This window comes from Legionella shakespearei DSM 23087 (assembly GCF_000373765.1).
Taxonomy (GTDB): domain Bacteria; phylum Pseudomonadota; class Gammaproteobacteria; order Legionellales; family Legionellaceae; genus Legionella; species Legionella shakespearei.
Map to the genome: position 1 here is coordinate 25,098 of NZ_KB892426.1, position 16,709 is coordinate 41,806.

A 16,709-nucleotide genomic window follows, 5' to 3' on the forward strand; every position below is an offset into this window, starting at 1 on the left:
GAGCTACTTCCCTGCTTCTGGAACAGAAGAGGGAAGTCAGTTGAAAACTTCTGGACTCAGTATTTTTAATAGCAACGCTTGGTGCAGCGAATAACCCGGCCACTCCAGCGTTCTATAAGGCAACTTCTTTTACAACCATGCCCGATGTATCTCCATCCAGTCCAATAAGTTCCTCGGGGACGGTATTTAGGACCGTAATAAATATAACCAGGTCCTCCATAACTGTGATAACCAATGAAATAAGCCAGTTGGGTGCCTGGAGGTTGCGACGGACTGGTGCTGGCATAAGTGAGACCGGTATAAAAGAACATACCAATAAATAAGATAAAAGAAATAAGAAGCATTGGCAGTAATTTGGAATTCTGATTCGTTACTTTTTCCATGATGCAATCCTTTTTTTATAGTTTTCAAGCTTATTATAGTTTAAATAATGGCAGTTAGTTTTATTTGTGAGCATTTAGTATTGTAGCCCGTTTGAGCGATCCTTATAACATTCAGATCTTTATCGCGAGAGGGGGCAAGATCGATATTTACCCTTTCTCTAACCTTCACTGTAATTAAGTTAACGTGAGTTTCAGATAAGAAAGTTGTTTGAGCCAGTCGTTACTTCGATGCCGTTCGGGCTGAGGAAGCGCGATAGCGCTGTCTCGAAGCCTTGGCACTGTACAAGGCTTCGAGACGAGGCTACCGCCTCTCCTCAGCCCGAACGGCATCGAAGTAACGACTGGATAAAATAACTTTCTTATTCATAACTCATATACGTTAAGTCAAGAGGGGTTTATTTAAAAATAGGTGTAGCCTTGATTACGCTGTCTCTGCATCAAGGCTACAGTTTTTTATATTTTAAATTAATTGCTTCTTAATTGAATAGCAGTGTTTCTCTCAGAATACATATAGCTTTTCTTGAGGATGATCTGTAGCATTACCGCAATCAATTTTCAGGCCAGTTCTATGATTCCTAAAATAATTTTTATTACCGGTTGTTCCAGTGGTATTGGTTTTGAAGCTGCTTTTGCTTTGAAGAAAAGAGGGCACCGGGTGATTGCTTCCTGCCGTAAGCAAGCGGATGTGGATCATCTATCGCAGCTGGGTCTGGAGGCTTTAGTTATGGATGTCAATGATTCAGCCTCTATAAAAAACTCCTTTGCCCAACTATTAACGATGACCGACAACCATCTGGATGTTTTGATTAATAACGCAGGGTATGGACAAGCCGGAGCACTCGAAGACATAAGCCGAGATGTATTACGCCAGCAGTTTGAAACCAATGTCTTTGGCCTTATGGAGCTAACTAACGAGGCTATTCCTGTCATGCGGCAACAGGGCCATGGCAGAATTATTAATATCAGTTCAATTCTGGGCGTCATCAGTATGCCTTTTCGGGGAGCCTACAATGCTTCAAAATATGCAGTTGAAGGTTTGAGTGACACATTAAGACTGGAGTTGCATTCTTCAGACATACACGTAGTGACTGTCGAGCCCGGGCCAATAGAAAGTCGATTCAGAGATAATGTAGTCGATAAATCACTGTTGCAAGTGGATATGGAAAAAAGCTATTTCAAAAAACAATACCAGGCCATGCTGACTACCTACAAGGCTATGAAAACCAATTCGATGTTTACTAAAAAGCCTGATGCGGTGATTAAAAAACTGATTCATGCGATTGAAGCCAAAAAACCCAAGGCGAAATATCCAGTTACTTTTCCAGCTCATTTATTTGTTTTTCTGAAAAGGATATTGAGTACCCGATTACTCGATAAATTATTCCTTTTGTTGTCGAAGAAGGAATTGTCTTAAGTCAGACGATCAGGACGACATGGTTCGGGGTGAAGTTGCTCCGGAATAGCACAGTGCGTAGCCTGGTCTGCTTGCAGCCGGGATCGAAGTGGCAAAGAACTTTATAAGCAGTTCCAGAACGAAAGTCCGGAGCAAGGACCCCCTTGGATTCAGGGCAGAAACACAGTCCCTGCCAGTATCACTGTTCCGCTTCCTGACGGTCGCGGCTCGGTTTCCGGTGCACGATGAAGTCAATACGAACACACGAAAACCGAGCCGCGACCGTGAGGAAGCGGAGTTTTTGTTGAGGCACAGGAGCCTCCTCGATCCCGGCTGCAAGCAGACCAGGCTACGCACTGTGCTATTCCGGAGCAACTTCACCCCGAATCACGTCGTCCTGAGCGCGTCTTTTTGCGCGAAGGATCTCCCGAAAGTGCTATGGTGCCAGTATTCGAAGCTTCTTCGCGCGAAGAAATGAGGTGTAATATAATCAATCCGTACATCAAATAGTTCCTTGAGCCTATATCTTTCCAATTGAGTTAAAATCAATCTAATTTATTTTTTAAAAATAGAAGATAAAACTGAAATTGTTTGCTAATATCTTAATGGGTTAACATAAAATCTCATTAACTATCAAGGAAGTAATACCATGAAAAAATCAACAATGGCAGTAGCTGCACTGTTAACAGCATTATCATCTGCTCCAATGGTTTCTGTGGCATATGCGGATGATTCTTCTGCTCCTGCAGTTTCTGGATGCCAAGGCAACAAAGGCTGTGCTGGTTGTAATGGATGCAAAGGATGCAATGGTTGTAAAGGTTGCGGCGGCTGCACTGGTAGCTCTTGCAGTGGTGATTAATAATCAGAGCATGTTGTCTCTGGCTTAAATAGCAAATGACAACAACTCTGGTTAAGAGTCGGGGTCTGTTGATATTCTGGCTTCAGCTGGTCTGTTAACAGACCCTGTTTTTATACCTCTTCTTATATATGTAGCTAATTATGTCAATGGATTCAGACTTTGTTTTACCCAGGCTTAGTAAATGGCGACAGAAAGTATTTTTGACCCACGCGACTCAAGTGTTGGAAGCTCAGCAACAGATGAGTACTCAAGAAGGTGGAAATATACTTCATTACACACTGAGAGATATCCCCCAGCATGAACGTTTTAGTCATTATCCCAAAGGGGATCGCATAGATAAAAGCACAGGATCCCAGTATTTTTATCATTGCCACAGGGAAAATCTGGAAAGCACAGAACACGGCCATTTTCACTGTTTTATGCGTTACAAACAAATTCCAAAACGAATAAAACCCGCTGACTTACCTGATTGGGATAAATATATAGAAAACCCCATGACCCATTTGATCGCCATTGGAATGAACCAGTTTGGACAGCCTATACGCTTGTTTACCGTGAACCGTTGGGTTACTTCCGAAATATGGTATGACGCGCAACATGCTCCTTATTTTTTGAAACGATATAACATGACCCTGACCGATGATCCTTATTGGCAGGTACTTGATAAATGGGTGGAAGGGCTTCTCCGCTTGTTTTCCCCACAGATATGCTGGCTTCATCAGGAACGTGACAAACGAATGAAGGCTTATCAGGAAAAAAATCCTGACGCCAATCCATTTATCGATCACGATATTGAAGAGTTGTCTGAAATTGAGATTGATTTGAAAAAGCAAATTGAATGGGTGATCAGTTAGTTTTATTTTTTAATTGCTAAATTACAGCATTACCCGATACAATACACGCAGATTCCGAAATACCAAGATTCGTAGCCCGTATTAGCGAAGCGTAATGCGGGAACATTAACTCAATACTTGTATAGAAATTACACGTCACTTGAGTTAATACGTTTTATATAGAAAAAAAGTTAATTGGGCGAATGATTTTACCAATCATTCATAAGTTACCACCTTTTCTTATTTAAGGGATTCATGGAAACGCTGTCTGAAACACTCGATTTTTCAGCTTTATCTCGCGAAAAAATTGAGCACCTGCTCCGCCATCATAATCTGAGCCTTTCTGTTGATGAGGCTTTAACTATCCAAAATGACTTTCTCAAACGCCCCCCAACCCATGCTGAATGTGTCCTCTGGTCAATTCAAGGTTCAGAACATTGTTCTTATAAAAGCAGCAGAGTGCATTTAAAGCAATTTATTACGGATGGTCCTGAGGTCATTCTTGGCGCAAAAGAAGATGCTGGAATTGTTGCTGTGGCTAAAGACAACCAAGGCCATCGTTACGGAATCATTGTCAGTCATGAATCACATAACCACCCCTCGCAAATTGTTCCTTATGAAGGAGCTGCGACCGGTGTAGGCGGTAATGTGCGGGACGTATGCTGCATGGGCGGTGAAGTAATTGCTGTGGCTGACAGCTTACGTTTTGGCGATATCAAACGCTCACACACGCACTGGATTCAGGAAGGTGTCGTTGCAGGTATCGCGGGTTACGGTAATCCTCTGGGTATTCCCAATATTGCGGGCGATGTTTATTACGATTCAGGTTACAACGAAAACTGTCTGGTTACCGTAGTCACTTTAGGCGTTGTCAGGGAAGATCATATCATTCATTCCTATGCTCCCAAAAATGCAGAGGACTATGTGTATATTCTCGTTGGCAAACCTACTGACAACAGTGGATTTGGTGGTGCCAGTTTCGCCTCAACTACTTTGGAAGAAGAGTCAAAGGAACGAAATAAAGGGGCGGTACAAGAACCCAATGCTTTTTTACAACGCCACGTGCTCAAAGCCAACTATGCACTTTTTGAGCTCTTGAGAGAAAGAAATCTAATCGATAAGGTTGGTTTTAAGGATTTGGGTGCTGGTGGTGTGGCCTGTGCCAGTATCGAACTCGCCGAAGCAGGTGGCCATTACGGCGCTGAAATTGATTTGGAAAAAGTGCCGGTGGGTATGGCTGATTTGCTGCCATCGGTTATCCTTTGTTCTGAAACACAAGAGCGTTTCATGTGGGTTGTCCCACCTGATTTGGTAGAGACTATTTTAAATCATTACAATGAAACCTTTGCATTGTCTAAGGTCTCTGAAGGTGCCCGTGCTGCTGTGATCGGAACAATTCGCACTGATGGCATGTATGTTGTGAATTATAAAGGGAAAGAGTTAGTCCGCGCCAAAGTAACTGATGTGACAAAAGGCATAGTCTATAACAGGCCTTACACCAGTAAAACGCAGAACAATGCGGAACCTGAATTACCTGCAGTTGGCGATTTTAACCAACTGTTGCTGACTCTTTTGGCGCATGAAAACATTGCCTCCAAAGCCCCCATATTTGAAACCTATGACAAGCAAGTACAAGGCCGTACTCATATAGAAGCCGGTTGGGCTGATGCTGGCGTCATGCAACCCTTTAATGAAGACAAATATCCTGAAGAAATCCGTAAAACAGGGATTGCCTTATCTTTGGATCAAAATCCTCGCTACAATAAAATTGATGCCTATTGGGGGGCTGTGAATGCTGTAGTCGAATCGGTGCGTAACATTACTGCAGTAGGTGCCAATCCGGTAGCCTTAACCGATTGCCTCTGTTTCGGTAATCCTGAAAAACCTGAGCAGATGGGCGAGTTTGTTGATTCAGTGCGCGGTATTATCGATGCCTGTGCCGCAATCAAATTAAAAAATCATCCTGAAGCCACTTTGCCCGTAATTGCAGGGAATGTGTCTCTCTATAATGAATCTGTAAAAGGCTCTATTCCGCCAAGTCCCATGATCAGTTGTCTGGGTGCTTTGCCTGATGTCGAGCGTTCCGTTACTTATGCCCTTAAGCAAAGTGACAGTCTGTTAATGATGGTTGGTGAGCGCAAAGATGAATGTGGTGGAAGCGTATATTACCAATTGTTTGATGCTTTAGGCGCGAACGTGCCAAAACCTGATCTCCATACGATCAATAGCGAAGTGCAGGCAGTAGCCTCGGCCATTCAACAAGGTTTAGTCCTGTCGGCACATGATATTTCTGAAGGGGGTATTGCTGTTGCCCTGGCAGAAATGAGCTTTAAAAATGCGATTGGTTTTAAGGTGGAGATACCAGGCAATCTGTCTGTGGATAAACTCTTATTCAGCGAATCGGGTGGTTTTATTCTGGAAGCAGATAAGAAAAACAGCGCTGCTCTTGAGCGCTTGTTCAGCCAATATCAGGTGACATGTACCACTATTGGCATGACCACAACAGAACCTGTTTTGCAAATCAATTCCTGTATTAATCTGGCAGTGAGTAAAGCCCAATGGGCATGGGAACAAGGCTTAAGAGAGAGACTACTATAATGGCAACCATCAGTTACAAGACAGCAGGTGTTGATATTGAGGCGGGCAATGAAGCTGTGCGACGGATCAAGCGTAACGTAGAACAAACCTTTTCTCCCCAGGTATTAACCGGTATTGGCAGCTTTGGAGCCATGTACGATTTGAAACCCTTGATGGAACAATATCAACACCCCGTTATGGTGCAAAGTATTGATGGGGTAGGAACCAAAATGATAGTGGCACGTATGATGCAAAAATTTGATACCATAGGTATTGATTTGGTCAGTGCGACAACGAACGACATCATTGTTCTGGGTGCCAGACCACTTACCTTGCTGGATTATATTGCGACTGATCGTTTAAAGCCGGAAAATATAGAAGAAATTATTATCGGCATGAGTAAGGCCTGTCTTGAAAATGGGATTTCCCTGGTTGGTGGTGAAACGGCTGAAATGCCAGATACTTATTTGCACGGTGAACACGATCTGGTTGGGGTGATCACGGGCGTGGTTGAAAAAGAAAAGGCTATATTAGGAAAGGACATAGTGCCTGGCGATGTGGTTGTTGCATTTCCTTCCAGCGGACTGCATACCAACGGCTATTCTCTGGCGCGAAAACTGTTTTTTGACGTAGGCGGTTATACGGTTGATTCCAGAATAGCTGATTTGGATCAGACCGTTGGTGAGACCTTACTGGCTCCGCATATTAACTATACCCAGCCTATACTGCATATGCTCGACTTGAATATACCTGTTAAAGGCATGGCTCATATCAGTGGCGGTGGCGTGTTGGAAAATATTCCCAGAATCTTACCTGATGGCTGTGGTGTGGAAATTTATAAGAACAATTGTCCTGAACTACCGGTATTTGATGTTTTATCTGCATTGGGACAACTCGATGATCAGGAATCGTATCGTACCTTTAATATGGGAATAGGCCTAATCATGGTGGTAGCGCCCGATGTGATTGCAACAATGAGGGAAGCCTTAAAAAATTACCCTGCATTTCCTCTTTACCAGATAGGAAGCGTGGTGCCCGGTAAATCTGAAGTGAGATTATTCTAATGAACATTGCCATAGTCCAGTTTCCAGGTTCTAACTGTGAGCGTGAAACCATGCTGGCAGTGAAAAGGGCGGGTATGAATCCCGTTGCTTTTCTCTGGAATGAACCCCACAGCACCCTGCGAGACATGGATGGTTACGTTATCGTAGGTGGCTTTTCTTACGAAGACCGCTCACGGGCGGGAATTATTGCGGCTCTTGATCCGGTCATGCGCGAAATTGCCTTGCAAAGCGAACAGGGAAAACCCGTATTGGGTATTTGCAATGGCGCACAGATTCTGGTTGAAACAGGCCTGGTTCCGGGCTTGAAAAACAATCAATTGGGCATGGCGCTTACCGATAACAAACGCATGGTTGATGGTAAAATTCTGGGAACAGGCTTTTACAACAGCTGGATTCACATGCGTCCTTGTGACAGGGTGAAAACTAATGCCTTCACTCGCTATCTGACTAAAGAGTCTATACTTCATGTTCCGGTAGCTCATGCTGAAGGCCGATTTGTAATGCCAGCAGAATTATTAAGTGAAGTCGAAGCAGAAGGTTTAAACGTATTTCAATACTGCGATGAGAGCGGAAACATTATAGATAATTTCCCGATAAATCCGAACGGTTCCTTGCTTAATACGGCTGCAATAATGAATAAGTCAGGTAACGTCATGGCTATGATGCCTCATCCTGAGCGCACTTTGGCGGGTGACCCCATTTTTCATTCCATGCGGGATTATATTCTGGAAAAGAAAGAATACAGGCCACAGCATTTATCCTATACACCGACTTCTGGCAACAGTGAAGCGTACCGTAAAAAAGCAGGAACGCATGAACTTTTGGTGAAACTGGTGATAACTGACAATCAGGCCTTGACGGTGCAAAATACCTTAAGGCAAAACGGTATTTCGGTACGGGTCAGCCGACTGACGCATTGGCAAATTGATTGTGATTCGCCAGAGCTTATAGAACAAATAAAAAAGACGGGTGTTTTGTTCAATGAACGTAAAGAATACCTGGTTCCTCCAGAAGAGGTGCACAAGACTTATTCACTAGCTTATTTGGTACAATCCCGGGAAGATTTACTGGGACAGCAAAAGATGCAAATGCTGGAAGATCACTTTGCAATAACCGGTTTAAAAAACATACAGCACGGTGTGGTATGGCTTTTTGAATCTGATGAAGCAGACCAGGCGGATTTTAAAGAGACTCTTTTAAAAACCAATATATTTTTTAACCAACATGCGCATGAATGCTATGAATATAAAAACTCCTGATTTAAATGCAATAACCGCGGCTCTCCCGTTTTGTCTGACTGAAACGAATTTTGACTTTGGTAAACGGTACAAAGGAAAGGTTCGTGATACTTATGATTTGGGTGATAAATTAATTCTGGTGACTACCGACAGGCAAAGTGCTTTTGACAGGCTATTGGCTTCAGTTCCCTATAAAGGCCAGGTCTTGAATTTAACTTCAGTCTGGTGGTTTAAGAATACAGAATCCATAGTACCCAATCATTTGATTGCAGTGCCTGATCCCAACGTGGTCATTGCCAAAAAATGTAAGGTCTTTCCTATAGAGTTTGTGGTGCGAGGATACATTTCTGGCACTACCAGTACTTCCTTATGGACTCAATATCAAAAAGGGGTACGTGACTATTGTGGTTTGTCTTTCCCGGAGGGGTTAAAGAAAAACCAACAATTACCAGAGCCTATACTGACGCCTACGACTAAAGAAACCGAGCATGATCGTCCTATTAGCCCTAAAGAAATTGTCTCTGAAGGCTGGATGACTCAGGCAGACTGGGATGAAGCGAGTGAACTGGCACTGAAGTTATTTCGCTATGGTATGGAAGTGGCTGCCAGGCATGGTCTGATTCTGGTGGATACCAAATACGAATTTGGCCGCGATGCTAATGGCCGTATTGTCCTGGTCGATGAGATTCATACTCCAGACTCCAGCCGTTACTGGCTGGCCGCTGGCTATCAGGAACGCTTTGATGCAGGCAAGGAACCAGAGAACATTGACAAAGAGTTTTTACGTTTATGGTTTGTGGACCATTGCGATCCTTATAATGATAAAGTGCTGCCCCAGGCTCCAGATGAACTGATTGTAACCCTGGCTTCGCGCTACATTCAGCTTTATCAGACAATAACTAAAGAACCCTTTGTTTATGAGGATAAGCCAGGTCCTGTAAATCAGCGGATAATGAATAATATTGAACAATGGTTGAGGTAAGACTTCTGCTGTTCCGCGGACAAGCTGCGGGAGGCGGAGGATCGCTGTCAGGGAGAGGGCAAAGATCGATGCTGTCCCTCTCCCCAACCCTCTCCCGCGATAGGAAACTGATTATTACACTAATCCCTTTCGCGGGCGAGGGGGCTGAACTGTGCAACATTTGAGATGCTGTGTTTTAACCAGACACTGGAACGATGCTGTTCCTTGGCGCGAGAGGGGAAGAGTGGTACTAAATTTCATATGTTAAGTTTGCACTTATCAGTGGAACAGTGCAGTTCCCTCGCCCGCGAAAGGAATTAGTGTAAAAAGCTGACGGTGAGCGCGGGAGAGGGTTAGGGAGAGGGCAAACATCGATACCCACTCGGCCTACATTATAATATCAAATCATTGCGTCCAGGAGAAAACACCTTATGTGTGGCATTGTCGGTATTTACAGTCATGAACCCGTTGCTGCTGAACTCTATGACAGTCTGATTCATTTACAACATCGGGGACAGGACGCTTGTGGTATTTTAACCTGTGATGATCGTTTCTATCCCAAGCACGGCATGGGGCTGGTGAGAGAATCTATCTTTGCTGATGATATTGCACGCCTGAAAGGAAATGTGGGCATTGCTCATGCACGATACCCAACCGCAGGCGGCTACAGTCAGGCAGACATCCAGCCTTTGTGGATAGGTAGCCCCCGAGGAATTTCCCTGGCGCATAACGGCAACCTGGTGAATTACCCAGAACTCGTTGCAGAAATTTGCGGTAAACAACACCGGCATTTGAATTCCTCACTGGATTCAGAAGCGCTTTTGCTTCTTTTGGCTGACAATCTGGCCGTTGGTTCCTATTCTGATACCGATGACGAGCAATTTTTTAATGTGCTATGTAATGCGGTAAATACCATTTATGACCGTGTCGAGGGTTCTTACTCAGTAGTCAGCGTCGTTATAGGAAAAGGCCTGGTTGCGTTCAGAGATCCCCACGGTATCCGTCCTTTAGTCTGGGGCGAACGAGTCCGCGAAGACGGCAGCATAGATTATATCTTCGCCTCAGAGACCACATCATTTTATGCATTGGGCTTTGAACCTAAAGGCGATCTGAAAGCGGGCGAAGTCGCTTATGTGAATAAAGAAGGCAAATTATTCCGCAGAGTACTGACGAACAAAGAATTCACCCCTTGCATTTTTGAATACGTTTATTTTGCGCGACCCGATGCAACTCTTGATGACGTCAGCGTATACCGGGCGCGATTACGCATGGGGCAAAATCTGGCCAAAACCTGGAAGGAACACTATCCTGATGTCTTGCCTGACGTAGTGATTCCCGCACCATTCACAGCAAATACAGCCGCTTTGGCTTTTGCTAATGAACTGGGTATCCGTTATTCGGAAGGCCTCTATAAAAACCCTTTTATTGGCCGTACTTTTATCATGCCCAATCAGGAAGCACGATCCCGTCAGGTACGTTATAAATTAACGCCGCAAAAAACAGAAATAAATAATAAGAAAGTACTGATAGTCGATGACAGTATTGTAAGAGGGACCACCTCTCGCGAGATCGTTAAAATGATCCGCGAATTTGGTGCTTTAGAAATTTATTTTGTTTCTACTTGCCCACCTATTAAAAATCCCTGTTTTTACGGTATTGATATTCCTTCCCGCAAGAAACTGATTGCAGCCCACATGAATGAAGAGGAAATCCGTGACTTTTTGGGGGTAGATAAATTATTGTATCAAACCCAGGAAAACCTGGTCGAAGCAGTCACTCGTAAAGGAACACATCATATGGAAAAGCCCTGTATGGCCTGTATGGATGGCCGTTATATTTGCGGTCAAATCACCGAAGAAAAAATAAAAGCACTGGAGAAAAAAAGAGTCAGCGAAAATGGCTCTGACAGAGAAATTGGAGAGCTTTCCTGATGAATATTCTGATTATAGGTTCTGGCGCACGCGAACATGCTATTGCAAAAACTTTATCGCTGTCGGCACTGCAACCCAATCTTTTTTGTTGCGGTACCTCACATAATCCTGGCATCGAAGTCCTGTGCCTTAATTATTGGGCAGGCGATATCACTGATGTGGCTGCACTCAGTGAGCAAGCCGGAAAATGGGGTATTGATATGGCCATTATTGGTCCCGAAGCGCCTCTGGAGCAGGGACTTGCAGATGCTCTATGGGCTCATGATATCCCGGTTATAGGCCCTAAAAAGGCATTGGCACAAATTGAAACCAGTAAAGGTTTTGCCAGAAATCTGATGCAACAATACCAGATTGCAGGATTACCCAAATACAAAACATTTACCAATTCACAGGGAATTGCAGAGTTTTTGCGTGAATTAGGTGATGGCTGTTATGTAGTTAAAGCCAATGGCCTCATGGCGGGGAAGGGGGTAAAGGTTGCGGGTGATCACCTTCATTCTTTTGACGAAGCAATGGATTATTGTGACGAAATTTTTGCTCAGGGGCAAACCCTGGTCATTGAAGAAAAGTTAATAGGACAAGAGTTTTCTTTTATGTGCTTTTCTGATGGCAATACGTTGATTCCCATGCCCTTGATTCAGGATAACAAAAGAGCCTATGAAGATGATAAAGGGCCGAATACAGGCGGGATGGGAAGTTACTCTTCTGCCGATCACAGCTTACCCTTTTTATCTCAAAGTGATGTGACCGATGCATTAGCAATTAACCAGGCAGTTGTAAAAGCCTTACAAACTGAAACGGGTGAAAAATATATAGGTATACTCTATGGTGGCTTTATCGCCACTGCAAAAGGGGTTTATGTTATCGAATTTAACGCCCGCTTTGGTGATCCGGAAGCTTTAAATGTTTTAAGTATTCTTGAATCAGATTTTGCAGAACTTTGCTCCTCATTGATTCATGGTGCTGCAGCTGAAACAGAGATTAAATTCTCCCGCAAAGCCACTGTATGCAAATATGCAGTTCCTGAAGGCTATCCTGAGCATCCTTTACGAAATGAATTGATAGACATCAATTCAGTAGAAGATAAAACCTTTCTTTATCTGGCAGCGGTTAACGCAGTTGATGGCCTGCTGTACGCAACAGGTTCGCGCACGGCTGCTTATGTAGGTGTTGCTGACAGTCTTGAGACTGCGGAACAGTTAGCCGAGCAGGAAATAAGTCGGATTAATGGTCCCTTGTTTCATCGTAAAGATATAGGTACAGCGGTACTCATCAATAAGCGCATAGCAGCAATGCGCAGGTTGCGAGGCTCATAATGCGTCTTGGAATTTTAGGATCGACACGCGGCACCAACATGCTTGCCATTATTGATGCAATCAATAAAAAGCAGCTGGATGCCTCTATAGAAGTAGTCATAAGTAATAAAGCCGATGCTATAATTCTTGAGCGGGCAAAGGCTCATGCTTTAAAAACAGAGTTTTTAAGTCCCAAAGGCCTAAGCCGTGAGGATTACGATGAACAAATCAGCACATTACTTATGAACTATAAAGTCGATTTGGTGGTATTAATCGGCTACATGCGGATTTTATCCGCCGATTTTGTATCGCACTGGCATCATAAAGTAATCAACGTCCACCCCTCATTATTACCAGCCTTCGCAGGAAAAATGGATTTGGAAGTGCATCAGGCAGTTTTGGATGCCGGTGTTAAAGAGACGGGTTGCACCATTCACTATGTGATTCAGGAAGTGGACGCAGGACCTGTCATTTTACAAAAGAAATGCCCGGTATTACCTGACGATAATGCCGAATCATTGAAAGCCAGAGTACAGGCATTGGAGGGGGATGCATTGGTTGAGGCTATAAGACTAAAGTCTAAATAATGTAGCCTTGATTACTTTATAGCTCTGAATGTTCCTCTCCTATTTTAACCCTGTAAAAAGGATGCAAATAAACAGGATGATCTACGCAAGTAGCCCCTCCACCCCCCGGGGGAGGGTGCCCGACAGGGCGGGTGGGGGGATCAAAAAGAACAACATAACCTATTGATAAAAGACTCCTTTTGATCCCCCCATCCGCCCTGTCGGGCACCTTCCCCCGGAGAGGGGAAGGCGATTCTGCATAGATCTGAGTGTTACTTAATACAGCACTATCGCTGCATCAATTACGCTGGTTTAATAAGGGTTCAACCTTTCAATTGCGAATTTTCCAACACTGTTTTAACCTGCTCTTCCAAATGCGCAACCACAGCCCGTTTATATTCAGGATATTTATTCCCAAGGAATCGCGCTGCCAGCAGGGCGGCGTTAATTGCTCCCGCTTTACCTACAGCCAGTGTTCCTACAGGAATACCCGCGGGCATTTGAACTATAGAAAGTAATGCATCCATTCCATTCGTGAACGTGGACGATGGCATGGGGACACCTAAAACAGGAAGAGTGGTCTTTGCTGCAATAACTCCAGGAAGATGCGCTGCACCGCCTGCTGCTGCGATGAATACTTCAACCCCGCGCTGTTCTGCAGATTTCAGATATTCAAACACTGCATCGGGAGTGCGATGTGCTGAAAGGGCGCGTGCTTCATTAGGAATACCTAATTTGTCCAGCATACGGCCAGTTTCTTCCATTATCGCCCAATCCGATTTGGAACCCATGAGAATACTTACAAGAATATTAGACATCGTTCACACCTCAAAGTAAGGGAGCTCTATTTTATACTTAGAAAACAGCGAGAGCAAATCGGTAGCCCGGTTGCTCGCAACCGGGGATGAATAGGGCACAGTGACACGTCGTCCTGAACGGAGGAATCCCCACGAAAATGATTTATTTATCAGCACTACATCTTCTGTTTCCTTATGCTCTCATAACCTAAAGAAAACCGAGCCGCGACCGTGAGGGAGCGGAAATTTTGGAAGTACACCTAATGAGTAATCCACAATGGAGTGCATCGAACTGTTCCGCTTCCTTACGGTCGCGGCTCGGTTTTCTTAGCATTATTGGCATCATGCCGCTTTCAAAAAGACGCGCGAAGAAACGACGTGTAACTGGTATTTTCCAATATTTCATGATACTTATAAAAATGGTCAAGGATGATCTGAATTCCGGATATTGAAGTCATAGAGATTCAATGCCGCACTATGATAGGAGCTGTTATGAAATTATTTATTTCTTTAATGCTGATGTGTCCGTTAATTGCATTTTCTCAGTCCCCTGAATTTACAATCTCGCCGAAACGATTAACCAATGAAACCTTTAAACAGGCGATAACCCGGGTTAAACAGCAGGCGCCACAGGGTGTAATCAAGTCCCTGAGGCCAAGAGAAACTCCGGTGGGCAATAAAGTTCTTTTTAAAGATATGGACTTTTCATCTGTACCCATGGTTGCCAGTTATGAAGAACTCATGCATTTATTTAAGGTCATTCGTGACAGCCGTTTTCTTCATACTATGGAAAAACCGGATTTTGCACGAAGAATCAGTTGGCTCTACCCTGATGATGGCTGTTTCGCACGAGCCGCTTTATCTGGAATCAAACTTGAAAGTGAACAATTGCAACGCCCAGCAAAAATTTTCGCCTTTGGTGATTTGATGGTTCAAACCAAATATTCACAAGAAGGCTATGTTACCTGGTGGTACCATGTTTCAACTGCAGTAAATTATATGGGGACAATTTATATACTGGATCCCGCGTTGAATCCTGATAGTCCCATGTTGGTTGACGAATGGTATGGACGAATGGGGAATGTAGCTGAACTGACCGGAGCTGTGTGTAACACCTACACTTATGATCCCTTTGACGGTTGCTTTACTGCAGATGCTACCAGTGAAGCCAAAGCAGAAAGAAATCAGGAGCGTTATCTGGATTGGGAGTGGGAGCGAGTTACTGATTTAGGTTTTGACCCGGTAGCCTTTCTTGGAGAAAACCCACCCTGGATTATTGATACACCAAATTCAGCCATAAGATAATTGTTAAATATGCCAGATCCATTGTTTCAACAACGGTGGATCTCCATACCAAGGGGTAATCAGACATGCCAATATTCTATATCATTCTATTAGCATTGACTCAACTCACATATGCCAATCCCTATTGGGATGCTCACAAAGTTCCCTCGGACAGCAGTTTTAAAAGTTCCCAACTTATAAAATACAATGTGAACCAGTTAAAGACTGTAAAACAAAAGAAGGGAATTGATGTTTTGCGTATCCAGATTGACTGGCTTGAAGAGAGTGACAGTTATTCTGTAGGTAAGCTGGTTGTTGAATCATCAGGGACACCAGCATTGTTGGCACGCAGTATCCATAAACCTAAATGGGGCAGTTATTTGGGGGTTCTCAAAGACCAGAGTAGCGGTAAAGAGTATTACGACTCTGTGGGCACGGGTAAAGAATACCGCAAATTGGCAAGAGCCATAAATCTGCGTTTTCCAATGCCGACCAGCGACATGGTTTTTGAATTATATGCAGAAAATCCTCAATCCGGGATAATGGAAAAGGTCATTGAAAAAAATATCAGTGCTAATGAACCTGTTCGGGATGATAAGGTTTTTCCTGACCTGGAAGTGAAAGAATTGTCTTTATCAGCAAAAGAACCCTCTTTACGAGTTAATATATATGCAGAAGGTTATGCTCCTGGTGACAAGAATAAATTTTGGCAACAGTCATTGAAAACCGTTACTGCACTTAAGGGCGAGCATTTTCCTGGAGTGGAGTACATGAGTTTTTATGCTGTGTTCAATCCTTCCAATAAAAGGCTCGGGGAGGCAGTTGACTTAGGCACGCCTGTTCCAGAGTTTGATTCCTTTCTTGGCTTGTATTATCCCTATTGGGATAATTTTGGCCGTTGGTATCATATTGTTTATCCTACACGCGAAGATAAATTCAGGCAGGGACTTGCTGCGGCTCCTTATGATTACCCCATTGTTCTGGTGAATAATAGTGGCTACTGGGGAGTAGGCAATTACATGTCTCACACCGCTATTCCCGCAGGCAATTCAGTCTATTTCACTTACTTGTTACTCCACGAATTCGGTCATTTTTTTGGTTTGAATGAAGAGTATGAAGGAGGCGGTCGCACCGAACTGGAATTTGCGCCGGACATACAAGAACCCTGGTCGCAAAACATCACCTTTTTAAGCGAGCCCAATTATTCAGGATTAAAATGGAATTCATTCGTTAGCGAACAAACTCAAATTCCAACTCCTGATAGCGACTGGCATTCCAAACCACCGGTGTATGGAGCTTATCATGGAGGATACGGTGACTCAGTAAGCAACCATGGCGTTAGTCATAAGCCAGGCTTCAAGTGTGTTATGGAATCGCATGCCTCATTTTGTGATATATGCACTAAAGGAATAATGGATGTAATTCTTTTTGATTTGGGGGTAAGCTAGAAGGGGTCCACTCCTTAACAGATTCATGTCCGTTCACCATCACCCCGATCTACGTCGTCCTGAGCGCGTCTTTTTGCGCG

At 43.8% G+C, this 16,709-nt stretch carries 14 protein-coding genes; 12 read left to right on the forward strand and 2 right to left on the reverse strand.

Features of this window, described 5'->3' with window-relative positions; translation table 11 throughout:
- Positions 1-65: 65 nt before the first annotated feature.
- Positions 66-383, reverse strand: coding sequence for a hypothetical protein (locus B094_RS0112435; RefSeq protein WP_018578138.1), 318 nt, complete (start codon positions 381-383; stop codon positions 66-68).
- 568 nt (positions 384-951) lie between these two features.
- Here B094_RS0112435 and B094_RS0112440 point away from each other — a divergent pair.
- The 10 genes from B094_RS0112440 (at position 952) to purN (ending at position 13,121) form a co-directional block, all read left to right on the forward strand.
- Positions 952-1,797, forward strand: coding sequence for an SDR family NAD(P)-dependent oxidoreductase (locus tag B094_RS0112440; protein ID WP_026254016.1), 846 nt, complete (start codon positions 952-954; stop codon positions 1,795-1,797).
- A gap of 701 nt (positions 1,798-2,498) precedes the next feature.
- A complete protein-coding gene (locus B094_RS17085) occupies positions 2,499-2,663 on the forward strand; it encodes a hypothetical protein (protein WP_193392326.1) in 165 nt (54 codons plus the stop codon).
- Between the two features lie 112 nt (positions 2,664-2,775).
- A complete protein-coding gene (locus B094_RS0112450; protein ID WP_018578141.1) occupies positions 2,776-3,489 on the forward strand; it encodes a DUF6969 family protein in 714 nt (237 codons plus the stop codon).
- Positions 3,490-3,723: 234 nt separating this feature from the next.
- On the forward strand, positions 3,724-6,066 hold the full coding sequence (gene purL, locus B094_RS0112455) for a phosphoribosylformylglycinamidine synthase subunit PurL (RefSeq protein WP_018578142.1): 2,343 nt from the start codon (positions 3,724-3,726) through the stop codon (positions 6,064-6,066).
- Positions 6,066-7,109 carry a phosphoribosylformylglycinamidine cyclo-ligase gene (gene purM / locus B094_RS0112460; protein ID WP_018578143.1) on the forward strand — a complete coding sequence of 348 codons (1,044 nt, stop codon included), beginning with the start codon at positions 6,066-6,068 and terminating at the stop codon, positions 7,107-7,109. The genes purL and purM overlap by 1 nt, the downstream gene beginning before the upstream one ends.
- Positions 7,109-8,368: a phosphoribosylformylglycinamidine synthase I gene (gene purQ, locus B094_RS0112465; protein ID WP_018578144.1), complete on the forward strand. Its 1,260-nt coding sequence runs from the start codon at positions 7,109-7,111 to the stop codon at positions 8,366-8,368. The genes purM and purQ overlap by 1 nt, the downstream gene beginning before the upstream one ends.
- Positions 8,349-9,329, forward strand: a complete 981-nt coding sequence (locus B094_RS0112470) for a phosphoribosylaminoimidazolesuccinocarboxamide synthase (RefSeq protein ID WP_018578145.1) — start codon at positions 8,349-8,351, stop codon at positions 9,327-9,329. Before purQ ends, B094_RS0112470 begins: the two co-directional genes overlap by 20 nt.
- A gap of 410 nt (positions 9,330-9,739) precedes the next feature.
- On the forward strand, positions 9,740-11,239 hold the full coding sequence (gene purF / locus B094_RS0112475; RefSeq protein WP_018578146.1) for an amidophosphoribosyltransferase: 1,500 nt from the start codon (positions 9,740-9,742) through the stop codon (positions 11,237-11,239).
- Positions 11,236-12,555: a phosphoribosylamine--glycine ligase gene (gene purD, locus B094_RS0112480; RefSeq protein WP_026254017.1), complete on the forward strand. Its 1,320-nt coding sequence runs from the start codon at positions 11,236-11,238 to the stop codon at positions 12,553-12,555. Before purF ends, purD begins: the two co-directional genes overlap by 4 nt.
- Positions 12,552-13,121: a phosphoribosylglycinamide formyltransferase gene (purN, locus tag B094_RS0112485; RefSeq protein ID WP_026254018.1), complete on the forward strand. Its 570-nt coding sequence runs from the start codon at positions 12,552-12,554 to the stop codon at positions 13,119-13,121. The genes purD and purN overlap by 4 nt, the downstream gene beginning before the upstream one ends.
- Before the next feature lie 302 nt (positions 13,122-13,423).
- Here purN and purE read toward each other — a convergent pair whose 3' ends face one another.
- Positions 13,424-13,918, reverse strand: a complete 495-nt coding sequence (gene purE / locus B094_RS0112490) for a 5-(carboxyamino)imidazole ribonucleotide mutase (protein ID WP_018578149.1) — start codon at positions 13,916-13,918, stop codon at positions 13,424-13,426.
- A 471-nt stretch (positions 13,919-14,389) separates the two neighbouring features.
- Here purE and B094_RS0112495 point away from each other — a divergent pair, with 471 nt between their 5' ends.
- Together B094_RS0112495 and B094_RS0112500 are read left to right on the forward strand one after the other, a co-directional pair.
- Entirely contained in the window at positions 14,390-15,202 is an 813-nt protein-coding gene (locus B094_RS0112495; RefSeq protein WP_018578150.1) for a protein-glutamine glutaminase family protein, read from the forward strand.
- Between the two features lie 65 nt (positions 15,203-15,267).
- Positions 15,268-16,629: a M64 family metallopeptidase gene (locus B094_RS0112500; RefSeq protein ID WP_018578151.1), complete on the forward strand. Its 1,362-nt coding sequence runs from the start codon at positions 15,268-15,270 to the stop codon at positions 16,627-16,629.
- Positions 16,630-16,709: the final 80 nt, after the last annotated feature.